This is a genomic window from Arthrobacter sp. NQ4 (assembly GCF_029077345.1).
Taxonomy (GTDB): domain Bacteria; phylum Actinomycetota; class Actinomycetes; order Actinomycetales; family Micrococcaceae; genus Arthrobacter.
Window position 1 is genome coordinate 128,466 of sequence record NZ_JARETC010000006.1, and the last position, 21,211, is coordinate 149,676.

Here is a 21,211-nt window from a genome sequence, read left to right on the forward strand (position 1 = left end):
GTTTCCTGGTTCCACAATCCCAATCCATGGGAAGGCCGATTAACTAGCTGAGCTTCTACGCAGCGGACGGGCAATAGGCTTGGACATGTCGTATGAATCGCGTGGCTTTCAATCAGTGTCCGATAGGGCGGAAGGCAACAGGGCGGATAGAGGCGGCGACTGGGACAGTCCTGGTCCCATGGCGTCGATCTTAGTTGGGAGGCAAACATGCGCAACATCTGGTCCGCCGCCAACCCCAAGGTCGAACGGCGGCGGCATCACCGAAGGAGGCTTCCTCCGCGCGCTCCCGGACCCGACAGGGAAACCACAATAGGGACGCACCTTCGGCAGCCCCAATCTCGCCGAACGCCGGCTTCGCTTCGCTCCTTGCCGCCGAGAAGCCTGCGGCAAAGGTAAGCAAAGGATGCCGTCTTCAAATACCCAATACCTACGGCACCTCCACCGCTCTAATCAGTTTCTCGGCAGTCCAGCAGGATCTTGCCAATATGGACCCTGCTGTCGAAGTGGACGTGAGCCGTACTTACTTCAGAAAGTGGGTACACCCTTTCTGTTACCGGTTTGATGGCTCCGGCCGTGAGGAGCGGGAGGACAAGACGTTTCACGCTTGCCATGATGGCTGCCTTCTGCTGGGGGGAGCGGTCCCGCAGCAGGGTCCCTGACACGGATGCCTTTTTCTTCATTAGGGCTGCGAAGTCCAAAGTGCCTTCAGGACCGCCTTGCATACCGATGGTCACGATCCGGCCGAATGGCGCCAGGGCTTCAACATTCTTGGGCAGATACTTTCCTCCCACAGTATCGAGGACGATGTCTGCGCCACCTTCAGCAAGCATCCTTTTGGCGAAGTCCTCTTCCTTGTAGTTAATCAAGATGTCAGCACCGAAGCTATGGGCCACTTCGAGCTTCGCACCGCTGGACGCCGTGACTGCTACCCGCCCTCCAATAGCCTTGACGAGCTGGATCCCGAAGACTCCAATACCCCCAGAGGCCCCGTGGATCAGAACCGTCTCACCGCGAGCGAATCGGCCTGTGTCACAGATATTCGAGACCAGCGTGGCGGCAACCTCTGGTACCCCCGCGGCTTCGATCAACTCGATTCCCTGCGGAATCGCCAAGACATGCTCCGCGTTGACGGCAACGTATTCCGCGTATCCGCCGGACGCCAACAGTGCCATGACGTGATCGCCCCGTACGAAGCCGTCCACACCAAAACCCGCTTCTGCAATGGTTCCAGAGACTTCCATTCCGAAAATTTCCGAGGCGCCTGGGGGAAGGTTCGAGCGTCCAAGCCGCTGCAGTGAGTCAGCCCGGTTCAGACCGGCTCCTGCTACGCGGATGAGAACCTCCCCGTCGTGTGGTCTTGGGTCCGGGAGTTCCTCCACGACGAGGGTTTCTGGGCCGCCGGGTGTTCTGAAGCGAACAGCTTTCATGTTTCGTCTTCCTAGGTCTAAGAAACTTAGGGTGCCAATTCGACGGGCCCGGACATGTCGAATGGCGGGTGCATTCTGATCCGTCAGCCGTGGTTATTCCAACTGGCCGGACAGCTACGACGACGCAGGTTGTTGGAACATCTGTTGGTGCTGCCGCGATGACGTCGAACGGGTTCCCGCTGCGGGCCAGCATCCGCAGATAGCGTCACGTCCCGCCCCTAATTCGCCTGGCTAGTGGGTGTAGGGGTCGTTGATGCCGATGTATTGGGTGGTGGTGTATTCGGCGATGCCTTCGGAGCCGCCTTCGCGGCCGAGGCCGGATTGTTTGACGCCGCCGAAGGGTGCTGCGGCGTTGGAGATGACCCCGGCGTTGAACCCGACCATGCCGAATTCGATCTGCTCTGCTACCCGGAGCAGCCGGTTGAAGTCGCGGCTGTACAGGTAGGAGGCGAGGCCGTACTCGGTCACGTTGGCGAGTTTGATGGCTTCTTGTTCGGTTTTGAAGGTGGTGACCGGGGCGACGGGGCCGAAGATTTCCTGGCCCAGGATCGCGGCGTCGTTGGGGACGTTGGCCAGGACGGTCGGCTGGTAAAAGTAGCCGGGCCCATCCACCGGGGCTCCGCCCGTGACCGCGACGGCCCCGGCCCCGACGGCGGCAGTGACGAGGGAGTGGACGTCGTCACGGGCGCCGCCGTCGATGAGCGGTCCCACCTTGGTGTCCGGGTCGGTGCCGCGGCCGGTGGTCAGAGCGCCCATTGCCGCGGCGAACTTCCGGGTAAATTCCTGCGCCACCGCCTCGTGGACGAGGAAGCGGTTGGCCGCGGTGCAGGCTTCGCCCATGTTCCGCATCTTCGCTGCCATGGCCCCGTCGACGGCGGCATCGAGGTCTGCGTCTTCGAAGACGATGAAGGGGGCGTTCCCGCCCAGCTCCATCGAGGTGCGGAGGACGTTCTGCGCGGCGTCGGCCATGAGGCGTTTTCCGACCGGGGTGGAGCCGGTAAAGGAGACTTTCCGCAGGCGCGAGTCTTTCAGGAGCGGCCCGGAGATCCCTGAGGCGGAGGAGGAGGCGACGACGTTCAACACCCCTGTGGGGAGGCCGGCGTCGAGCATGGTTTGGGCGAAGTACTGCGCGGTGAGGGGGGTGAGTTTGGCGGGTTTGAGGACCATGGTGCAGCCGGCGGCGACGGCGGGGGCGACCTTGCGGGTGGCCATCGCCAGGGGGAAGTTCCAGGGGGTGATGAGCAGGCAGGGTCCGACGGGTTTGTGCTGGACCAGGATCTTGTTCTTCCCCTCCGGCGTCGTGAGGTAGCGGCCGTAGTCGCGGACGGTTTCCTCGGCGAACCAGCGCAGGAATTCGGACCCGTAGGTGACTTCGCCGCGGGCTTCGGCCAGGGGCTTGCCCATTTCCAGGGTCATGAGCAGGGCGAAGTCTTCGGCGCGTTCGGTGACCAGGTCGAAGGCGCGCCGCAGGATCTCGGACCGCACCCGCGGGACGGCGCGGGCCCAGGCGGCCTGGGCGGCGTCGGCGGCGTCCAACGCGGCGACCGCGTCTTCGCTCGTGGCCGAGGCGAGGGTGGCGAGGACCTGCCCGGTGGCGGGGTCGTGGACGTCGAATGTGCCGCCGTCGGACGCCTCCACCCACTTCCCGTTGATCAAAAGACCTGTGGGCACCGAGGCGAGCAGGGACGCCTCACGCTCCGCCGGGACGGCCCGGGAGGTTGCGGGTGAAGAAGTCATGGGTGTCTCCTAGGAAAGTGTGGGCCGGGGGTGGGTCTGCCGGCTAGCCAACCCCGGGGCTTAGTAGCTGGCGGGGGTGCCGCCGTCAGCAGGTTTGATGTACTGGGCGGCCAGGGCCTCGGAGCCGCGGGCCAGGAGGGCGACGTCGGCGCCGACCAGGATGAAGTCGGCGCCGTTTGTGAGGTAGTGCTGGGCGGTGTCGGGGTTGAAGGCGTTGACGCCGGCGGGTTTCCCGGCTGCCGTGGCAGCGGAGAGGCAGTGTTCGACGGCGGCACGGACCTCGGGGTGTTCCTGCTGTCCCAGCAGGCCCATGGAAGCGGCGAGATCGGACGGCCCGACGAAGACGGCGTCCACGCCGTCGACCTTGAGGATGTCCTCGACCGCTTCGACGGCGGCACTGGATTCGATCTGCACGGTGACGCTGATGGTTTCGGCGGCGCGGGCCAGGTAGTCCGGGACGCGGTTCCACTTGGCGGCGCGGGCCAGTGCCGAGCCCACGCCGCGGACGCCTTGGGGCGGGTAGCGGGTGGCCGCCACCGCGGCTGTGGCCTCGGTCACCGAGTTGACCATGGGTATCAGCAGGTTGTGCACGCCGAGGTCCAGGTACTGCTTAATGACCACGGTGTCGTTGACCGGCGGCCGGACCAGGGTGTGGACCGGGTACCCGTGGGTGGCCTGGAGCTGGGCGAGGATGGATTCGAGCCCGTTGGGGCAGTGCTCGGCGTCGACCAGCAGCCAGTCCAGGCCTGCGCCGGCGCAGAGTTCGGCGATGAGCGGGCTGCCGGAGCAGACCCACATTCCTGCCAGCGGACGGCCTGCGCTGCCTTTTTGCTTTTCCGCAGCGAGGGCGGACCGGAAGGTGTCTTCTATTCGAAACGGCATGTCACGCTCCCCAGGGGTCCGTAGTCGGCGTGGACGGTGTCGCCCTTGTAGACCCACATGGGGCGGGTGAAGGAGCCGGCCAGGATGATGTCCCCGGCCTTGAGCGAGTCGCCGTGGGCGGCGATTTTGTTGGCCAGCCAGTGGACGCCGTTGGCGGGGTGGTCCAGGACGCCGGCGGCCACACCGGTTTCCTCCACGGTCTGGTTCTTGTAGAGGATCGCGGAGACCCAGCGGAGGTCGACGGCGTCCGGCTTGACCGGGTTCCCGCCGATCACCATGGCGCCCATCGCGGCGTTGTCCGAGATGGTGTCCACAATGGTCCGGCCCTCCATCTCGATCCTGGAGTCCAGGATCTCGAGGGCCGGAACCACGTAGTCGGTGGCCTTCAGGACATCGAAGATGGTCACTCCGGGGCCTTTGAGCCCGTCCTTGAGCACGAACGCGAGCTCCACCTCCACCCGCGGGTGGGTGTACTGGTCCCATTCCACGGAGCAGCCGGTGTCCAGGACCATGTCGTCGAAGATGGCGCCGTAGTCCGGTTCGGTGATGCCGGTGGCGGCCTGCATGGCCTTGGACGTGAGGCCGATCTTGCGCCCTACCAGGGTCCGGCCGGCCTCCTCATTGCGGCGGCGCCACAGCTGCTGGACGGCGTAGGAGTCCTCCACGGTCATGTCCGGGTAGCGGGCGGTCAGGCGGGGGACAGGGGTGCGGGTCCGGCCGGCTTCCACCAGCTCGTCCGCGATGGCCTCAATCGTCTTTGGCTCCAGCATGGTTAGACCTGGACCCCCAGCTTGAAGCCCACAGGGTCTTTGCCGGCGGCCGCGTCTTCGGGTTTGCGGGTGTAGGAGAAGCCGTCGGCGCCCACGGTGACGGCCATCTCGGACTTTTCCTCGCGGACGATGACCGGCTGCGGGTTGCCGTCCAGGTCCAGGACCAGGGAAGCCTCGGTGTACCAGGACGGGACCACGGGGTTGCCCCACCAGTCGCGGCGCTGGTTGTCGTGGACGTCCCAGGTGATGGTGGGGTTGTCCGGGTCGCCGGTGTAGTAGTCCTGGGTGTAGATCTCGATGCGGTGGCCGTCCGGGTCCAGGATGTAGAGGTAGAAGGCGTTGGAGACGCCGTGCCGGCCGGGGCCGCGTTCGATCCGGTCGCTGATGCGCAGGGCGCCCATCTTGTCGCAGATCTGGATGATGTTGTGCTTCTCGTGGGTGGCGAACGCGACGTGGTGCATGCGCGGGCCGTTGCCGCCGGTCAGGGCGGTGTCGTGCACGGTCTGCTTGCGGTGCATCCATGCGGCGTACGTAACGCCGTCGGAGTCCTTGATGTCCTCGGAGACCCGGAAGCCGAGGTCCTCCAGGTACTTGCGGCCCTTGGGGACGTCGGGGGTGACCTGGTTGAAGTGGTCAAGGCGGACCAGTTCGCCTGCGGAGTAGAGGTCGTAGCGCTGGGTGAGGCGTTCCACGTGTTCCACCTCGTAGAAGAACTCGTAGGGGAAGCCCAGCGGGTCCTCCACGCGGACGGAGTCGCCGATGCCCTTGGTGAAGCCGTCCTTGCGGCGCTCCACCCGGCAGCCGAGTTCCTTGTAGTAGGCCTCGGCGGCGTCCACCTCGGCGGGGGACTTCACCCGGTAGGCGAAGGCGGCGACGGCGGCGACCGGTCCCTTACGCAGCACCAGGTTGTGGTGGATGAACTCCTCCAGGGAGCGCAGGTAGATGGCGTTCTCGTCTTCTTCGGTGACGTGCAGGCCCAGGACGTCCACGTAGAACTCACGGGACTTGGCGAGGTCGGTGACCACGATTTCCATGTAGGCGCAGCGCACGATGTCCGGTGCCGGGACGGTGGGGGTGGGAACGAAGTTGGTCATTGAATTCTCTCTTCTTTGAAAGGTGTTTTCCCCAACTGACTGGCAGTAGATGCCGTTATGGAGGCCCAAAACGACAACAAATGCGAGCTAGTTGGGCTGGTAGGGGCTAGGCGCCGAACTTGGGGGAGTGGGCCTCGTTGAGGGTGATCTGTACCGACTGCTGGGTGGTGTAGAAGTCGATGGAGCGGTAGCCGCCCTCGCGGCCCAGGCCGGAGGCCTTGACTCCGCCGAACGGGGTGCGCAGGTCGCGGACGTTGTTCGAGTTCAGCCAGACCATGCCGGACTCGATACCGTGGGCGAAGTTGTGGCCACGCTTCAGGTTCGTGGTCCAGACGTAGGCCGCGAGACCATACTTAGTGTTGTTGGCGAGTTCGAGCGCTTCTTCGTCGGTGTCGAAGGGGGTGATGGCGACGACAGGTCCGAAGATTTCCTCCTGGAAGATCCGGGCGTCAGGGGCGACGTCGGCAAACACCGTGGGCGCGACGTAGTTGCCGGCGGGGAAGCCTTCGGCGCGTCCGCCGCCGGCCAGGAGCCGGCCTTCGGTCTTGCCAATCTCGATGTAGCTCATGACCTTGTCGAAGTGGTTGGGGTGCACGAGTGAGCCGACCTCGGTCTTGGGGTCGCTTGGGTGACCGATCACGATGTTCTTGGCGCGTTCCGCGAAGCGGGCGACGAAGTCATCGTAGATGTCGCGCTGGACCAGCACTCGGCTGCCGGCGGTGCAGCGTTCGCCGTTGAGGCTGAACACGCCGAAGACGGTGGCGTCGAGGGCTGCCTCGATGTCGGCATCGGCGAAGACGACGGCAGGGCTTTTGCCGCCGAGTTCGAGCGAGAGGCTTTTGAACTGTGGGGCGGCTGCGGTGGAGATGGTTGCGCCCGTGGAGCTGTCGCCGGTGAAGGAGACAATCGGCACGTCGGGGTGCTTGACGAGGTAGTCGCCGGCGACGCTGCCGGAGCCGAAGATCAGGTTGAAGACGCCGTCGGGCAGGCCTGCTTCGCGGAAGATTTCGGGCCACAGCACGGCGGAGAGCGGGGTGTAGCTGGCAGGCTTCATGACAACGGTGTTGCCGGTGGCGATTGCGGGGGCGAGTTTCCAGGATTCCTGCATGAACGGGACGTTCCATGGCGTGATCAGGGCGGCCACGCCGATCGGCTTGCGGTTAACGTAGTTGATCTGGCGGCCGGGGACCTTGAAGGCATTGTCTTCCTGGCCAACAATGAGGTCTGCGAAGAAGCGGAAGTTCTCGGCGGCGCGCAGGGCCTGGCCCTTGGCCTGGGTGATGGGCAGGCCGGAGTCGTAACTTTCGAGGAGGGCCAGCTCGTCGTCGCGGGATTCGACGATGTCGGCGATCTTGTGCAGCACCCGCGAGCGTTCCCGGGGCAGCATCTTCGACCAAGGGCCTTCTTTGAAGGCCCGCTTGGCGGCGGCGACGGCGCGGTCAACATCTTCTGGCTGGGCAGCGGCGACCGTTGCGTAGTTTTCGTTGGAGACGGGCTCCTGCACGTCGAACGCCTTACCGGATGCCGAATCGACAAACTCGCCATCGATGAAGTGCTGCAGATGCGTGGGCAGGTTTGCCGGGATGTGGTGTTTGCTGGTTTCTACCGAGGTCGTCATCGTTGAGGTCCTATCTGGTGTCTGGGTGCTAGGGGGTTTGGGCGAGGTAGGCGTCCAGGGTGGCGGAGCGGTGGAGCCTGGCGGCTTTTTCGATCTGCTCTGCGTCGGCTCCGGTTTCGATGAGCCTGAGCAGGTTTTCGTGTTCGTCCACGGAGTCGCGGGCGCGGCCAGGGACGAAGCGGAAGGTCGAGGACCGGAGGGAGGCGAGCCGGTTCCAGCCGCGGTGCACCAGGTCCAGGATGTGCGGGTTGGGGCAGTGTTCGAACAGGACGGAGTGGAAGTCCTGGTTGAGCTGGGTGAAGCGGACCGGATCGAAGTGGTCCAGGCAGTCGCGCATGTCCTGGTTCACGGCGCGGGCGCGGGCGATGGCCGCGGCGTCGATCAGCGGGGCGGACAGGGCGGTGGCGGCGCCTTCGACGATGCTCAGCGTTTGCATGGTGTAGAGGTATTCGGTGGGGTCGATCCCGGCGACGGTGGCGCCTACGTTGCGTTCGAATGTCACCAGGCCCTCGGCCTCGAGCCGGCGGATGGCTTCGCGGACGGGGACCACGCTGAAACCGAGGTCCTTGGCGATGGAGCCGAGGACCAGCCGGTACCCGGGGGTGTAGGTGCCTTCCACGATCCGGGCCTTGACGGCCTGGTAGGCCTGCTCCGACTTGCTCCCGGGGGTTGCGGCCGCCTCTGTTACGGCTGTATCAGTCATCGTTCTTTCCAGCCCATTCCTTGTACCGTTCCTGCCACTCCTTGTTCATGGGGTAGAGGCCGTCCACGCTGTTGCCTTGCTTGACCATCTCGAAGATGAAGGTTTCTTCCTTTTCCTGCTGGATGCAGTCCGCCACCAGTTCTTCGGCGATGGCCGGCGGGATCACCAGGATGCCGTCGGAGTCGGCCACGATGATGTCGCCGGGCTGGACGGTGGCGCCGCCGCAGGCGATGGTGATGTCCGTGTCCCACGGGATGTGGCGGCGCCCCAGCACAGCCGGATGTGGGTTGGCGAAGTAGGTGGGCATCTCCAGGTCCGCCACGGCGGAGTAGTCGCGGACGCCGCCGTCGGTGATGATGGCAGCGGCACCGCGGACCTGGGCGCGGAGGGCCAGGATGTCGCCCACGGTGCCGGTTCCCTTTTCGCCGCGGGCTTCCATGACCAGGATTTCGCCTTCGTTCACGGAGTCGATGGCCTTCTTTTGGGCGTTGAAGCCGCCGCCGTGGGTCTTGAACAGGTCCTCGCGGTTGGGGACGTAGCGGAGAGTGCGGGCCAGTCCCACCACGCGGCGGTCCGGGCGGGTGGCCTGCAGTCCGTCGATGCTGACGTTGTTAAGGCCGCGTTTGCGCATCTGGGAGGACAGGGTGGCGGTGGCGACGGACTCCAGCTTGGCTTTCAGCTCCGGAGTGAGGGCAGGCGCGACGGCGGAAAGCCCTGCTGCTTCGCGGGAGCCGTAGGCTTCTTCCCGCTGGAGGACGTCGACCTTGGGCCGGGCACCAAAGTCGGCGAACGCCGTCGTGCCTTCCTCAACGGTGGTGACCAGCCGCCCGGTGGTGAGGCCGCCGTCGATCGTCTCCACTTCCACTTCCAGCACGTCGCCGGGCTTCGCGACCGATGCGCCGGCGGGGGTGCCGGTGAGGATGATGTCGCCCTCTTCCAGGGTGAGCAGCTGGGACAGGTCGGCGACCAGGCGGGCGAAGGGGAAGAGCAGGTCCCCGGTGGTGTCGTCCTGGACCAGGTCCCCGTTGTGCCAGGTGCGGATCCGCAGTTTGGCGGGGTCGACGGCGTCTGCCGGGATCAGTGCCGGTCCCAGGGGGGTGAACCCGTCGCCGCCCTTGGACCGAAGGTTGGAGCCCTTGTCCGCGTAGCGGAGGTCGTACACGCCGAGGTCGTTGCTGGCGGTAACGGCAGCGACATGGTTCCAGGCATCCTCGATGGAAACACGGCGGGCGGCCTTGCCGATCACCAGGGCAATCTCCCCTTCGTAGCCGAGCAGTTCGCAACCGGCGGGCCGCTCAACGGGGCTTCCGCCCAGTGCCAGCGAGCTGGAAGGCTTGAGGAAGTAGGACGGCTGCGCCGGGGTGCGGCCGCGCTGGGCGGCCCGGCTTGGGTAGTTGATGTGCACTGCGATCACCTTGCGTGCTGCTGCCAGGGTGTCGCCGTTGACCTGCTCCAAAGCCTTCTCCTCATCAGGTATGAAATCGTATACGAATGATGGCCAAGACGGATGGATAAGTCAAATAAAGCTGCAGAACGGGCGTTATTTTGCCTTATCAGTGGATAATCGATTCTTGCTGCGATACTGTTTACTGGCATGTAGCGGCGGTCACATGTCCGCCAAGCCGCCCAAGGAGTAAGGAGACAAGGATGTCTTGGGGATTGATAAGCGCTATGGGGCACGTAAGCATTCAGACGACGGACCTGGCTAACTCGGTATTTGATGCGACTCAGATCCTTGGACTGCGTGAAACGGAACGGACCGCTGATGCCGTCTATCTCGCGGCCGCTAACGTGCACCACGAACTGGTCTATGTCGAGTCTGAGGTCAACGGGGTTGATGGTTTCGGCCTCGTCGCGGCCGACGGCAACGCGCTGCGGGAAATCCGGCGGCGCGTGGAGAACGAGAACCTGACGATCCTTAGCAATAAGCCCCGCGGTGCTGGCATCGAGGACGGGTTTTCCTTTATAGGACCCGAGGGGGTCGTTTTCGAGATCTATGTAGGCATGCAGGAAAACAGCGCCCTCCAGCAGTCCTTCGGTCCAGATCGGTACGGGCACTTCAACTTCCACCCCCGTGACGTCGGCGGTATGATGCGTTTCCTGCACAGGGTGCTGGATTTCCGTCTTTCTGATGTCATCGGTGACGACTTTGCCTACTTCATGCGGTGCAACCCTGACCATCACGGCATAGCGCTGGTCCGTGGCGAGGGAACTCTGCACCACCACGCCTGGCAGACGCAGAGCATCGCAGATCTCGGAAAACTTGGTGACCGGCTGAACAAGCTGGGTCGTGAACTCATCTGGGGCCCGGTGCGGCACGGTGCAGGCCACAACATAGCTGCCTACTACGTGGAGACCTCGGGAGCCGTCGTAGAGCTTTATACGGATCTAGAGCAGATTTACGACGACTCCCGCCCTCCCGTGGTCTGGGGCGAGGACGAAAATTGGTACAACATGTGGAGCCCCTACCGCCCCATGGAATTCCGCAAGTTCGGACTTGCCCCCGTAGATTCCCGCTTCCTCAGTAGCCTCCACAGGTAGGCCACACCTCAACGGAGGTAGGGGCCGCGGGCGCGGCCCTCCATCTTGGCCACCAGTCAGCCGGGATTAAATACTTTGACCACGGTTATGCTTTATGCATTGGTCATCTGCTGTGATCTCCGTCATGCTTGAAAGAGCGCATGGAGGGGTTGCTTCGCGATAGAGCAATGTCATCGTCGGTCACCCAACTCTGACAGCTTTCGAAAAGAGATCATGTTGAAACCGAAAACCGCTCACGAGAGAAGCCAGAAACCGGCCGACCTGTCATCGAGCAGCAACCAGTCCCCGGTTGAGTCGCTGAACACCAAAGACATGCGCCGCATCCTGGGCTCCAGTCTCATTGGCAGCATAATCGAGTACTACGACTTCATCCTGTACGCGACCGCGGCATCCCTGGTGTTTGACCGGGTCTTCTTCGCCAACCTCGGCCCCGGCCTCTCCCTGTTTGCCTCCTTCGCGACCCTTGCAGCCGGATATGTCGCCCGGCCTCTTGGCGGCATCGTCTTCGGACACTTCGGTGATCGCATTGGCCGGAAAAAGATGCTGGTGCTGTCGATGCTCATGATGGGCGGTGCGACCGTTCTAATCGGGTTTCTGCCCGCCCCGGCGCAGGTCGGCGCTGCGGCGCCGATCGCACTGGTCCTTCTGCGCGTCATCCAGGGCATTTCAGTTGGTGGGGAGTGGGGCGGTGCCACCTTGATGGCACTGGAACACGCGCCCAGGAAAAAGCGCGGCCTCGCGGCAGCATTCGCCAACGCCGGCGGACCCGCCGGCGGACTGCTGGCCACGCTCGTGGTTTCCGCCGTTTCCGCCCTGACCGGGGACCAGTTCCTGGTATGGGGCTGGCGGATACCCTTTCTCCTCAGCGCCCTCCTGATCCTGATCGGCATGATCATTCGTCTTCGGGTGACAGAGACGCCGGTCTTCCAGCAGCTCGAGGCCGAAGCCACAAAGGTCAAGCACCCGCCCCTGCTTGAGGTACTCCGCAAGTATCCGCGTCTCGTCGTGGTCACACTCGTGGCAACGCTCGGATTTTATGCCTGCCAGGGACTGCTGACCGTGTGGGGAGTCTCCATGGCTGTTGGAAGTGGCGTGGACCGATCCGGGGTCCTGAACTGGAAAGGAATCGCCGCCGTGGTGACGGTGGCCGTTTGCTTCTACAGCGCCCGCCTCAGTGACCGGATTGGGCGACGCGCGGTCCTCACTGGCGCGGGCATTGGAGCCATCGTCCTCGCCTTCCCCCTGATCATGCTGCTCACGAACGGGACCTTGTGGGGCTTTGCGGTAGCAGTGGTGGTGGGCAACGGGCTGGTGCAGGGGGCGCTGGCGGGTCCCATCGGCGCATACATCTCAGAGCAGTTCCCCACCGGGGTCCGCTATACAGGAGCGTCCCTTTCCTACCAGGGAGCCTCGATGATCGGGGCGGGCTTTACGCCCATGATCGCCACAGGCCTCGTTCTTGCAGCAGGCGGCGGCGTGTGGCTGGTAGCGGTGTTTTGGATCGTCATCCTGGCGGCAGGGCTAGCCGCAGTGCGCCTAACGCGTGAAGGTTCTCGCGTGCAACTCGACGCGGTCTAAACAGCGTTCGTTAGTGAAGCCCAGTCTCCGTAGTAGGTCTCTTGGCCACTATTGTCAGTTTAGTTGAACCTATTGAGTGAAAACTTCTACCTTTACGAAACTATGGGGTGTCCCCCAAGCTGGAGTCAGAGAGGCGCTGGATCGGCGCATGACGAAAGGAACCAAGCAATGAAGCCTAAGAATCACATGGTGCTTACTACCTTTATGTTGCCTGCGGGTTATCACAAGGACAGCTGGCGGATGGAAGGAAGCCGGGCAGAAGAGCTGGGCAACCTGGACTTCGTGGCAGACCTCACAGCCATGGCCGAGGCCGCAAAGCTTGACGCCGTCTTTTTCGGCGACATCGTGCACGCCAACACGGTGATGCGGGGTGACATTAAGATGAACGGGTTCTATGAACCCATGACCGTGCTCGCAGCCTTGGCGGCCAGGACAAAGAACATCGGCCTGATCGGCACCATGTCCACGTCCTTCTGTGAGCCGTACAACCTGGCCCGGCAGCTGTGCGGCCTTGACCACATGTCCAATGGCAGGGCCGGCTGGAACATCGTGACGTCCTCGGACGGCTTCAGCAATTATGGGGTGGAGGACGTTCCGGACCCGGCGGTACGTTACCGGAGGGCCACAGAGTTCGTGGACGTGGTGCAGCGTCTTTGGGACAGCTGGTCCGATGACGCCATCATCGTGGACAGGGAATCCGGCGAGTACGTGGACCGTAGCAAACTTAATCCCATCCGGCATAAGGGCGAGTACTTTCAAGTCGAAGGGCCCATCAACATGCCGCGGTCGCCGCAGGGGCGTCCCGTGCTGGTCCAGGCCGGATCCTCAGGGCCCGGCATGGACCTGGGCTCCTCAGTGGCGGACGGGATTTACACCGCCCAGCCGTTCAAGGAACCGTCCATCGAGTTTTACACCAAGTTCAAGAACATGGTGGCGGAAAAGGGTCGGAACCCCGACGACGTCAAAATCATTCCGGGCATCCTGCCCATTCTCGGCGACACGGAGAAGGAGGCGCAGGACCTTGCCGACGAGTTGGCCAGCTACGTGCACCTCGGTAACGGCCGCAAGCAGGTGGGTGCTGACCTGAAGATGGATCTGTCGGAGTTGGAGTTCGATGAAAAGATCCCGGCCGAGTGGTTTTCCGACGACCTCAGGCTGGGGAGCCGCTACCAGATCTACCGGAAGAAGAGCGTAGACATGGGCATGACCTTGCGCGAGCTGATCGTGGATCTTGCCCGTTCCACCGGACATCAGTGGATGGCCGGCACCCCCTCGCAAGTTGCCGACCGCATGGTGGACTGGTTCGAATCGAAGGCCTGTGACGGTTTCAACCTCAACGCTCCCTTCAACCCCGGAGGCTTCAAGCTGATCTGCGACAAGCTGGTGCCGGAGCTGCAGGATCGTGGCTACTTCCGCACTGAGTACGAGGGCAGCACTCTACGCGACAACCTCGGGCTGTCCCGCCCTTCGGCTTAAACCACCACCCCCGCCAGTCCAGTGCCGCTCGGCGCCGTGCCCGCGGAGCCAAATCGTTCGACGGCCACATCCACCCATGCTTGGGCACGGGCGTTCAACCGCCCGCTCCGCGTCCAGGCCAGCGAAACGGTGGCTGGTGGGCGGGTGTCTACGCGGGGTGCGACAGCACGCTTCAGGACAACTTTCAGTTCCTCATAGGGCGCGTCGAGCATGGGCCGCTGGAAGAGAACCGCGACCCCGCGGCCCGTAGCAACGAGGGATCTGACCGTGGCATAGCTGCGTGAGCGGTGCCGGATGTTCGGAGTAAGCCCGGCGTCGCGGTACATGTCCAGGATGCGGGTAGAGATGGGCGGGGCGTCGAAGAAAATGAGTGGGCTGGCGGCCAGATCCCGAAGCGAAACCACCTCGGCCTCGCGCAGGGGATGATCCTGTGGGAGCAGGATATAGGGTTCCACCGAGAGCAACGGCGCCGTCTTCAGGGCAGGGGAAATGTCCATGTCATAGACGAAGGCAGCGTCGATGGAGCCGTTGAGCAGGCGTTCCTGAAGGTCCTCGTGATACCCCTCGATGAAGTCGACCTCCACGTGCGGGCATTGATCCGCAAAGTCGGCCAGCATCTGGGGAATGATGGTGGGCGCCAGCGACATGAAGCACCCCACGATCAACGGGCCGCGGATGTCTGTACGGTCCCTCTTCGACAAGGACGTTATGTCGTCGGCGAGGTCAAGTAGTTGGCGCGCCTGCCTGAACACCACGATGCCGGTGGAGGTAAGTGTTAGCCCCTTGGACTTGCGCTTGATGCACAACTGCGCCCCGACAATTCGCTCGAGTTCGGCGATGGACATGGAGATGGCTGACGGTGCCATGTGCAGTCTGCGGGCCGCCTCGCTCATGGTCCCGGTTTCCGCGGCGACCACAAAGTGCAGGACTTGGCGCAGCGTGATCGCCGGGTTAAGGCTGATATTCATATTGTCAATTCTACTGATGAGCATAAGCAGAAACATGGCATTTACTTGAAGAATTCTGCTTGCCATGATGAAAGAAACGCTTCAGACCGAGGCGCGCCCCAATTCGTTGCCGCACCCGCGGCACCTTCACCGAAAGTGATGTGACCTTATGGATGCCCAAGCCGCATTCCTCGACGAGGCGGAAGCCATTGTCGGCAAAGGCAATGTTGTCCGCCCCACGCCTCAGGAGGGCTACATCGATCCCTACCCCCTGAACTCCGGGCGGGCGAAGTGGCCGGGCGTTCGTCCCGGCAGTGTGGAAGAGGTCCAGGCGCTGGTCCGTCTCGCCAACAGCACGGGCGTTCCGCTGTGGTCCTTCTCCAAGGGTAAGAACCTCGGGTACGGTGGGCCGGAACCGCGCACCCGTGGCATGGTGGCGTTGGATTTGAGCCGCCTTAACAACATCCTCGAGGTCAATGATCACTTGAATTATGCTGTCATTGAGCCCGGCGTCACGTTCTTTGATCTCTTCGAACACATCCAGGAGAAGGGTTTGAAGCTGTGGATGTCCGTTCCTGCCCTCGGCTGGGGCTCCATTATGGGAAATGCGCTGGACCGGGGCTACGGCATGACGCCGATGGGGGACCATGTGCAGTCCATTTGTGGCATGGAGGTGGTCCTGCCGGACGGTGAGCTGGTGCGTACAGGAATGTGGGCCATGGACGGCACGGAACTTGGGCCCATCTTTAAAGGCGGATTTGGCCCCACTCTGGACGGTATCTTCACCCAATCCAATCTCGGCATAGTGACCAAGATTGGTCTTTGGCTCATGCCCTGGCCGGACGTGTACATCAACGGCGACGTTGTGGTGGAGCGCGAGGAGGACATGCCAAAGCTGGTGGACATCCTTACCCAGCTCCGGCGCGAGGACGTCATCCAGAACAACGCCCTCTGCGGCAACGTGGTTCGGGCAGCCACCATGAACGGTCCGCGGTCACGCTGGTACCAGGGGGAGGGGTCCATACCGGACGACCGCCTGGAGGAAATGCGCCAAGAGATGGGCATTGGCCAGTGGAACGCAAAGTTCGCGATCTACGGCGACAAGGGACTCGCCCAACGTAGGCTTGAGATCATTCGGGAACGCTTCGCTGGGCTTGAAGGGTTTACGGTCAAAGCCAGGCTTTATGAAGGTGCGGATGGCGTGCAGGTCGCCTACGAAGATATTGTGGACATGGACCGCACGCAAATGGCCGGCGTGCCCACCCTGAAGCCCTTGTCCACGGTGGCATGGGCGGCCGAAAACGGCGGCCATATCGACGCAGCCCCAATCATTCCCGCTCGAGGGGAGGAAGTGTGGGCGTTCTACCGGGAAGCCAAAGAGCTTTACCGCCAGTTCGGCTTCGACCTGTACATCGGCTACCACCTCTACCCGCGCCACATGGTGCACGTGACCATGATCTTCTTTGAAAACGACAACCAGGAACAGCTGGCCCGCGCCAGGGCTCTCTACTCAGCGCTGCTTGCCGCCGCCCGCAGCCACGGGTACGCGCCCTACCGCAGCCACGTCGACTACATGGATGTCATCGCAGACGGCTTCGACTACAACAACAACGCCATCCGCCGCCTCCAGGAGACACTAAAGGATGCGTTGGATCCCAAGGGCATTCTGGCGCCCGGAAAGCAAGGGGTATGGCCCCGGCGGTATCGCGAGGTCGGAGCGGAGGCCCCGGACGCGGCAGTCGATTCGGGCGTCCCCTTGTCAGGACGCCTGTCCTAGAGAGCCACCGACAAGTTCCCGTCCGGCCCCTCCCGCCTAGCGTCTACACCTGCATGTACGTGGTTACGCCCTCCGGGCCCATCCACGGCTCGACGATTTCGTGTGGCCGCAAAACCGGGTGGAACAGCCATGAAATCTGATTCTGCCTAATGTCCCGCTGCCGAACCCCCGCCGCATCGCCGATGCGGATCTGGATCGGCCGCTGAAGTCCACTTGAAAGGGAAATAGCGATGATTGTTCTGGCACATTACCTGAGACTGCTCTCCCACCTCAAAGACAAGCAGGACCTCGCCCTGTGGGAAGCTGAACTGGCAGCACCCACAACCAAATTGACCTCTTCTGCCTGGCTGGGCTGGTATGAAGCAGACCTCGAGGCCTGACAGAGAAGAGTTTGCAGGCGCCATGTAGTTCCCGGGAAAACTAGCTGTGAGTTCACAACTTCACCTGTCTCCAGTTAGGTGTACGAGTCGGATGTTCGTCCGGAGGCGCTAACGGGGGTGAGCGGGTTCAACTATCCTTGCTTTGGTGCCGGTCTAGTAATTGGGCGCAACGGATCAGGCCCAAGTGCGAGTATGCCTGGGGGTGGTTGCCCAGGTGGGTTTCGGTTGTAGGGTCATATTCTTCGGGCAGCAGCCCGGTGGGGCCCATGAGACTTACAAGTTGGTCGAACAGTACTTCGGCATCATCCGCGCGGTCTACTGCGAGGTAGGCCTCGATTAGCCAGGTCGTGCAGATGTGGAAGCCACCCTCCAACCCGGGCAGTCCGTCGTCATAGCGGTACCGAAAGACGGTGGGTCCTACCCGCAGCACACGTTCCACGGCCTCAACGGTTTTCAGGAACCGTTCATCAGTTACCGGTAGCAGGCCAGAAAGGCCGATGTGAAGGACTGCCGCGTCCAAGTCGGGGCTGTCATAGGCAATGGTGTACGACCCGGATTCCTTGTTCCAGCCTCGCTCGAGGACTTCGCTTCGGATGGCATCAGCGGTGGTGCGCCAAAGGGGATTAGGAACCCGTCCGTGTCGTTCGGCCGTACGTACAGCCCGGTCCAAGGTAACCCAGCACATTACCTTGGTATATACATGGTGGCGCGGTGGGCGTCGAGCTTCCCAGATTCCGTGGTCTGGTTCGCGCCAGCGGGCCAGGACCGCGGCGGCCATTTGCTCCAGCAGTTGCCACTGGAACTCGGTCAAAAGACCACGGTATTCACTGAGCCTGTGGATCAACTCTGCAATTGGGCCAAAAACGTCCAGTTGCACCTGGTGGTCCGCAGCGTTGCCGATCCGTACAGGGCGCGACCCGGCATAGCCAGGCAGGCTCTCAATGGTTGCCTCGCTGGCCATCGATTTCCCAGTTACCGAGTAGAGCGGGTGTAGCCACTCGGGGCCTGGGGCTTGGTCCAAAATGCGGGCCAGCCACCGCAGAAACCCGTCGGCCTCCTCGAGGGAACCAAGATCCACGAGTGCTTTCACCGTCATGGAACCGTCACGCAGCCAGCAGTACCGGTAGTCCCAATTTCGGATTCCACCGATTCCCTCAGGCAACGAGGTAGTTGGCGCAGCCAACACTCCACCGGTCGGCTCGTGCACCATGGCTCGAAGCACCAGCGCGGAACGCTTAACCAGCGAGGGTTTGACCGCAGGGAGCTTCAGCTTGCGCACCCAAGCCCGGGAATCGGCCCCAACACCGGCACGGCGCGCTGGCTCGCCTGCGGCATCAAGGACGAAAGTCCCCGTGTCCCCGCAGCGGAGGTTCAGGACAACCGGCCCGTTGCGTAAGTCCACGTCGGCAGTGGCCGTGGCATGACGGTCATCGGTTCTGACCGTGAAACTCACCCCAGGCGCGTGCAGGACTATAGGATCGGCGGTGCCAAGCACGTGCAAGTCAGTACCGCGGACCTCCATGGTAAAGGGGGCATTCGTGTAGTCCGGTCGTGGCGCGAAAACGATCCTGGCCGCTCCCGTGCCAGTAAGCACGCGTACCAAGCTCGTGAGACCATCCGGAGAGGGCTCCAGATAGTCCGTAATGGTGAGATCCGCCCATCGCGTCTCGACGATCATCGTGCTGTCCACATAGCGTTGCCCCAGCACCCGTGATGCCGGCACGGGCTCAACGCTGAAATGCCCGGCCGCTTCGCCGCCAAGAATGTGCGCGAACAGGGACCCGGAATCCGGCAGCGGGTGGGTCATCCAACAGATCTTCGCGTCCGGGGTTACCAGTGCGGTCGAGGAACCGTTCCCCAACAGTGAATGGCGCTCCAGGCCAACGGCCTCCTCACCGAAAAGCCAGGCCCGCCGCAATTCGAACAGCACGGCCAGAACCATCGCGAAGGCATCCGGATCCGGCAATCGGTGTTCGTCCCCGGGCCCTGGCCCGACCCGCAGGCCCAAGTCCGGACCTCGCAGTGTGGCGAGGGCCTCCTCGTCACTGGGGCCGTCCCCGGCGTAGAGCGCCGCGCTAATGCCCAGCTGCGATCGCAGGCGTTCAAGGGCCTGGCCTTTGCCTGGCGCCACCAGGGACAAATCCAAGACGGAGCCGTCCACGATGAAATACATGCCGCGGTCCCGGGCAATCCGTTCCGCTTTTGCAGTCACCCGGGCGGCGACGTCCGCAGGTTTCCCGATAAGCCGCACTGATACCCCTGCTGGTTTCCGATGGATCCTCTCGATCCTAAAGTCCTCTTCGGCTCTAACTACTTCCGCAAGGGCGTCGGTAACTTCTTGAAGGATCGGCGTTGTGGTCACGGGCTGGTCGTAGACAAAATCCATGTCGAATTCGGCACCGTGCGACCCTACGAGGTGCACCTCGGCCGGCAGCCGGGACACGGCGGCCAAATCTCGCAAGGAGCGGCCTGAAATCACCGCCGCGTGTGTGTTGGGCAGCGACGCCAGGGCGCGCAGGGCAATAGAAGCATTGCCCATCTGCAGGGACACTTTAGAGGTCCCCTCGTCGGGAGAAAGTGTCCCACCATAGTTGCACGCCACCAGCAGGTAGGGGGTGCGTGCCAGCATCTTCAGCTCATTGAGCAGCTGAGGCGACAGCTTATTTCCGGCCGAATCGGAATGAATCAGAGCCCTTAACAAGTCCGGCGGCAAGGAGCCTCCCGACCGACTGGACCCGAGCGCACCACCTGGCATGGTCATCGAGGGTTCCAGCCCTCAACAAACGGCCGGGCAGATAAAGGAGCCCTCCGTCAAAAGCCAGTTCTGCCTGCGCGCAACGGACATGATGTCATCAACTTTCACGACGACCACCATCCAAGCGTCATTCCTTGAAGGCGCCGGTGTCAAGGGTTCGGCCCAGGAGCCCGGGGTTGGATGAGCATAGGAACATACAAACTTCAAGGGAGAGTTCCCGAGACAAACTAGGACAGCCCGAAAGACCAAGTCTTCGCTGCCGTGAACACTCAGCTTGACATGACCGGACCTTCGACTTTACCCGACAGACCAAGAGGGTCGAGCCAACCGATCGCCGGGGGCACTCCGCAGAACCGCCAACTCGGGTGCAAACCAGCGGTCGGGCCGGCTACCACATTAACAGTTCTTACTGGAGCGGCCCCGGCACTAGGCGGACTGCGCCCCGGAATAGAGCTTTGCGTCGTGGGATTCCCCAAACTTACTCGGAGTGTGCACCAACTGGGTGCCGGTCATTCACTTACTCGATGCGGTAGCTTCGACCCTAAGAGCTGGTTCCGTAGTGAGGAGTCGGGACTGTTGGGGCGCCCTGACAGTTGCATCGAGCACGCTGTCCAGCCAGCTAACGCGATTACTAAAGCGCTTTGCCTTGCGCGGATCGGTCCAACGGTAGGAGTCATGCTCCCAATTAATTGTCAGCCGCCTTTGGGTGGTTAAGGCGGTGAAAGTATGAATGAGCCAGGGGGCTCCAAACCCGTCGGTGACAACGAGGTCCTGTCCTTGGTAGAGCGCCTGTAGGTCTTCGACCCGCAGCCCCGCTTCTTCGAAGAGTTCGTCAAGAGCCTGCTGTTCGGGTGTCGCCCCAGCTTCCAGAAATCCGGTAATGCAGTGCCAAAGGCCGCTGTCGTGACTCGGGCGGCGGCTTCTTCTAAACAGGGCAATTCTGCCACGCCATTGGATGACGGCGGCAATTACCCTGTGATCCGGGGGAATTTCCAATGCGGCGCCAGAGGGAACCCTGATGCCCAGGGCCGTACCGTCGCTGCCCATTGTTCCTCCTGGTCCTCCCGAGACGCCGCCGAGTTACCGCCACATGAATCACCAGCACCCAGAAGGGCGAGGAGAATACTTAAAGACAGGATAATGTATTATGGACGAAATGTAACTCCTCGGTTGGTGAGGCCACCGCCGAGTGGTGACCTGCCCGTCAGGGACCTTGACATGGATCACCTCGATAGATGCCACCGTGTAGATCCAGTCCTGCCGCTCGTTCATCCCCTCGATGACCTTCTTGGGGATGCGCGAAATGGTTGGTTCAGGCCTCGGTGGTTGCGTAGAGAAGATCGTGCGCGGCCATCCAGCAGTGCCCTCTGTTGGGCGGCGCGGTGCTCCGCTACGGTGGCGGCGCCGCTGGTGGCAAGACCGATGTGAAGGTGCCCGGTTTCCCTGTCGCAGCCAATTACAGCCTGGTGTTTCCGGGGTTGATCCTGGGCAATGCGGTGATCCCGTAGGTGTGGATTGCGTGCCTG

General features: G+C 62.7%; 16 protein-coding genes. 5 read left to right on the forward strand and 11 right to left on the reverse strand.

The genetic code is table 11. The features are described 5' to 3' along the window. Positions 1–446: 446 nt before the first annotated feature. The 8 genes from PUN51_RS12365 to PUN51_RS12400 form a co-directional block, all read right to left on the reverse strand. Positions 447–1,427, reverse strand: coding sequence for an NAD(P)H-quinone oxidoreductase (locus tag PUN51_RS12365; RefSeq protein ID WP_275181132.1), 981 nt, complete (start codon positions 1,425–1,427; stop codon positions 447–449). Positions 1,428–1,658: 231 nt separating this feature from the next. Next, positions 1,659–3,164 (reverse strand): NAD-dependent succinate-semialdehyde dehydrogenase, encoded by a 1,506-nt coding sequence (locus PUN51_RS12370; RefSeq protein ID WP_275181134.1) that lies wholly within the window; start codon positions 3,162–3,164, stop codon positions 1,659–1,661. A gap of 60 nt (positions 3,165–3,224) precedes the next feature. Then, positions 3,225–4,046, reverse strand: coding sequence for an HpcH/HpaI aldolase family protein (locus PUN51_RS12375; protein WP_275181135.1), 822 nt, complete (start codon positions 4,044–4,046; stop codon positions 3,225–3,227). After that, on the reverse strand, positions 4,031–4,816 hold the full coding sequence (gene hpaH / locus PUN51_RS12380; RefSeq protein WP_275181137.1) for a 2-oxo-hept-4-ene-1,7-dioate hydratase: 786 nt from the start codon (positions 4,814–4,816) through the stop codon (positions 4,031–4,033). Before hpaH ends, PUN51_RS12375 begins: the two co-directional genes overlap by 16 nt. 2 nt (positions 4,817–4,818) lie before the next feature. Next, the gene (gene hpaD, locus PUN51_RS12385) at positions 4,819–5,910 is read right to left on the reverse strand and encodes a 3,4-dihydroxyphenylacetate 2,3-dioxygenase (RefSeq protein WP_275181139.1); all 1,092 of its coding nucleotides are present in this window, start codon (positions 5,908–5,910) and stop codon (positions 4,819–4,821) included. A 106-nt stretch (positions 5,911–6,016) separates the two neighbouring features. Continuing rightward, entirely contained in the window at positions 6,017–7,528 is a 1,512-nt protein-coding gene (gene hpaE / locus PUN51_RS12390) for a 5-carboxymethyl-2-hydroxymuconate semialdehyde dehydrogenase (RefSeq protein WP_275181140.1), read from the reverse strand. A 28-nt stretch (positions 7,529–7,556) separates the two neighbouring features. Beyond that, positions 7,557–8,231, reverse strand: a complete 675-nt coding sequence (locus PUN51_RS12395) for a GntR family transcriptional regulator (protein ID WP_275181142.1) — start codon at positions 8,229–8,231, stop codon at positions 7,557–7,559. Beyond that, the gene (locus PUN51_RS12400; protein WP_275181144.1) at positions 8,224–9,687 is read right to left on the reverse strand and encodes a fumarylacetoacetate hydrolase family protein; all 1,464 of its coding nucleotides are present in this window, start codon (positions 9,685–9,687) and stop codon (positions 8,224–8,226) included. Before PUN51_RS12400 ends, PUN51_RS12395 begins: the two co-directional genes overlap by 8 nt. Before the next feature lie 191 nt (positions 9,688–9,878). Here PUN51_RS12400 and PUN51_RS12405 point away from each other — a divergent pair, with 191 nt between their 5' ends. The 3 genes from PUN51_RS12405 (at position 9,879) to PUN51_RS12415 (ending at position 13,826) form a co-directional block, all read left to right on the forward strand. Further along, on the forward strand, positions 9,879–10,772 hold the full coding sequence (locus PUN51_RS12405; protein ID WP_275181146.1) for a VOC family protein: 894 nt from the start codon (positions 9,879–9,881) through the stop codon (positions 10,770–10,772). A gap of 213 nt (positions 10,773–10,985) precedes the next feature. After that, on the forward strand, positions 10,986–12,350 hold the full coding sequence (locus PUN51_RS12410; RefSeq protein ID WP_275181148.1) for an MFS transporter: 1,365 nt from the start codon (positions 10,986–10,988) through the stop codon (positions 12,348–12,350). Between the two features lie 204 nt (positions 12,351–12,554). Beyond that, on the forward strand, positions 12,555–13,826 hold the full coding sequence (locus PUN51_RS12415) for an NtaA/DmoA family FMN-dependent monooxygenase (protein WP_275181236.1): 1,272 nt from the start codon (positions 12,555–12,557) through the stop codon (positions 13,824–13,826). On the opposite strand, the gene PUN51_RS12420 is transcribed toward PUN51_RS12415, so the two are convergent. Further along, positions 13,823–14,794, reverse strand: a complete 972-nt coding sequence (locus PUN51_RS12420) for a LysR family transcriptional regulator (protein WP_275181150.1) — start codon at positions 14,792–14,794, stop codon at positions 13,823–13,825. The genes PUN51_RS12415 and PUN51_RS12420 overlap by 4 nt on opposite strands. Positions 14,795–14,942: 148 nt before the next feature. On the opposite strand from PUN51_RS12420, the gene PUN51_RS12425 reads away from it, so the two are divergent. Then, a complete protein-coding gene (locus tag PUN51_RS12425) occupies positions 14,943–16,550 on the forward strand; it encodes an FAD-binding oxidoreductase (RefSeq protein WP_275181152.1) in 1,608 nt (535 codons plus the stop codon). 230 nt (positions 16,551–16,780) lie between these two features. Continuing rightward, positions 16,781–16,930, forward strand: a complete 150-nt coding sequence (locus PUN51_RS12430; protein WP_275181153.1) for a hypothetical protein — start codon at positions 16,781–16,783, stop codon at positions 16,928–16,930. Positions 16,931–17,057: 127 nt separating this feature from the next. Here the strand turns inward: PUN51_RS12430 and PUN51_RS12435 are convergent, their stop codons facing one another. Together PUN51_RS12435 and PUN51_RS12440 are read right to left on the reverse strand one after the other, a co-directional pair. Further along, positions 17,058–19,685: a trehalase-like domain-containing protein gene (locus PUN51_RS12435; RefSeq protein ID WP_275181237.1), complete on the reverse strand. Its 2,628-nt coding sequence runs from the start codon at positions 19,683–19,685 to the stop codon at positions 17,058–17,060. 513 nt (positions 19,686–20,198) lie between these two features. Beyond that, positions 20,199–20,732, reverse strand: coding sequence for an NUDIX domain-containing protein (locus tag PUN51_RS12440; protein ID WP_275181154.1), 534 nt, complete (start codon positions 20,730–20,732; stop codon positions 20,199–20,201). Positions 20,733–21,211 lie beyond the last annotated feature (479 nt).

Bases quoted from the DNA above. Each gene is read 5' to 3' on its own strand.
- PUN51_RS12365 (WP_275181132.1), bottom strand. From the start codon at position 1,427: ATGAAAGCTGTTCGCTTCAGAACACCCGGCGGCCCAGAAACCCTCGTC.
- PUN51_RS12370 (WP_275181134.1), bottom strand. From the start codon at position 3,164: ATGACTTCTTCACCCGCAACCTCCCGGGCCGTCCCGGCGGAGCGTGAG.
- PUN51_RS12375 (WP_275181135.1), bottom strand. From the start codon at position 4,046: ATGCCGTTTCGAATAGAAGACACCTTCCGGTCCGCCCTCGCTGCGGAA.
- hpaH (WP_275181137.1), bottom strand. From the start codon at position 4,816: ATGCTGGAGCCAAAGACGATTGAGGCCATCGCGGACGAGCTGGTGGAA.
- hpaD (WP_275181139.1), bottom strand. From the start codon at position 5,910: ATGACCAACTTCGTTCCCACCCCCACCGTCCCGGCACCGGACATCGTG.
- hpaE (WP_275181140.1), bottom strand. From the start codon at position 7,528: ATGACGACCTCGGTAGAAACCAGCAAACACCACATCCCGGCAAACCTG.
- PUN51_RS12395 (WP_275181142.1), bottom strand. From the start codon at position 8,231: ATGACTGATACAGCCGTAACAGAGGCGGCCGCAACCCCCGGGAGCAAG.
- PUN51_RS12405 (WP_275181146.1), top strand. From the start codon at position 9,879: ATGTCTTGGGGATTGATAAGCGCTATGGGGCACGTAAGCATTCAGACG.
- PUN51_RS12410 (WP_275181148.1), top strand. From the start codon at position 10,986: ATGTTGAAACCGAAAACCGCTCACGAGAGAAGCCAGAAACCGGCCGAC.
- PUN51_RS12415 (WP_275181236.1), top strand. From the start codon at position 12,555: ATGTTGCCTGCGGGTTATCACAAGGACAGCTGGCGGATGGAAGGAAGC.
- PUN51_RS12420 (WP_275181150.1), bottom strand. From the start codon at position 14,794: ATGAATATCAGCCTTAACCCGGCGATCACGCTGCGCCAAGTCCTGCAC.
- PUN51_RS12425 (WP_275181152.1), top strand. From the start codon at position 14,943: ATGGATGCCCAAGCCGCATTCCTCGACGAGGCGGAAGCCATTGTCGGC.
- PUN51_RS12430 (WP_275181153.1), top strand. From the start codon at position 16,781: ATGATTGTTCTGGCACATTACCTGAGACTGCTCTCCCACCTCAAAGAC.
- PUN51_RS12435 (WP_275181237.1), bottom strand. From the start codon at position 19,685: ATGCCAGGTGGTGCGCTCGGGTCCAGTCGGTCGGGAGGCTCCTTGCCG.
- PUN51_RS12440 (WP_275181154.1), bottom strand. From the start codon at position 20,732: ATGGGCAGCGACGGTACGGCCCTGGGCATCAGGGTTCCCTCTGGCGCC.